Consider the following 1295-nt stretch of genomic DNA (forward strand, 5'->3'; position numbering starts at 1 on the left):
GTATCCATTCAGCGGAGTAGCAAAATAAGATAGACAAGGTAGTATAAAAGATAACGATAGAGCAAAAGTAAGGTAATATGGTAAATCTTTTAGAACTCTACAAAAGTCTGGAGCGGAAAATAGCAAAGTTAGAAGCAAAAATAGAAAGATTGGAAAGAGAGAATGAAAGTCTAAAGGCAGAGAACAAGACTTTGAAGATAGAAAATGCTGAGTTAAAGGAAAAGCTCGGTTTAAATTTAAAAAATTTATTATGTGATAAACCATATATCCACCAAAAGGTTGATCTTCCGAAAATCGAGTCTTATGTGATGGAATATTAACTAGAGCATGGCCGTTGTCGGAGGCGCGAAAAAAGAAAGAATAGCAAATTACCGGAAGGTGTTATACCAGATACATTTAGGTCAAGGGTTAAGTTGATAATTGCAGCATTCAGCAAGTTTTATAAAAATTCGAAATATGGAATAGCGAGTATTATAATGACATTTTCAATGTGAACATAAGTGTTGGTAGCATATCAAATAGTGAACATAGAATAGCTTCAAAATGTGAAGAAATGTATTAGCAGATCAAACAAGAAGTAAGTACAAGCAAAGTTCTTTATATTGACGAAACCAGCCATTACAATAAAGGTAAACTTAGTTAGTGCTGGATGTTTACAAGTAATACGGCAAGTTTTGTAAAGTTGACAGAGTCAAGAGGAATGAAGGTTTAAAAAAATAGTAAATTCTGCAATTGTCATAGCTTAGTAGTAACTGACAGGTATGCAGCATACAGTTATTTTGCTGATAAAAAGAGACAGATCTGTTGGACCCATTTATCAAGAGATTTTGAAAGATTAGCCCATAGTTGTAATAGAGAAGTCAAAGTTCTCGGCTGTTATTTAAGAAACGTTGCTGCTGAGTTATTTGCACTAAAAGAGCCTTACTAAAGAATGAGATAGATATTTTAAGATTCGTCAGGCGTACCAGAAAATTGCGAAAGTGCACAAGGTATTACTTGAAGGAGATATCCCAGTTACCTAAAGCAATTGGAGCCTCTCGAGTTGCAAAAAATATTTTGAAGTCTGAAAGGATGATGTGGAAATTTTTGGATGACCCAGGAAACATTCTGCTAACGAACAACCATGCTGAATGGCAAACACTGCATTATGTCATTTATGTAAAAACTCATATTTTACACAATCGGAACAAAGAAATGCATTCCTTGAATGGGTAATTTCATTATACTTAACATGGAAACAAAAGGAGCTAAACCCTTTCCATAATTTCCTATCTATCGTCTCTCACACCGCTTAG

General features: G+C 34.3%; 1 pseudogene. It reads left to right on the forward strand.

Annotated features, from left to right (window positions below):
* The first annotated feature begins 77 nt into the window (after nt 1-77).
* Nucleotides 78-1295 (forward strand): annotated as a pseudogene (gene tnpC / locus CCY16_RS02825) (IS66 family transposase).

It is taken from the genome of Wolbachia endosymbiont of Wuchereria bancrofti, assembly GCF_002204235.2.
GTDB lineage: Bacteria > Pseudomonadota > Alphaproteobacteria > Rickettsiales > Anaplasmataceae > Wolbachia.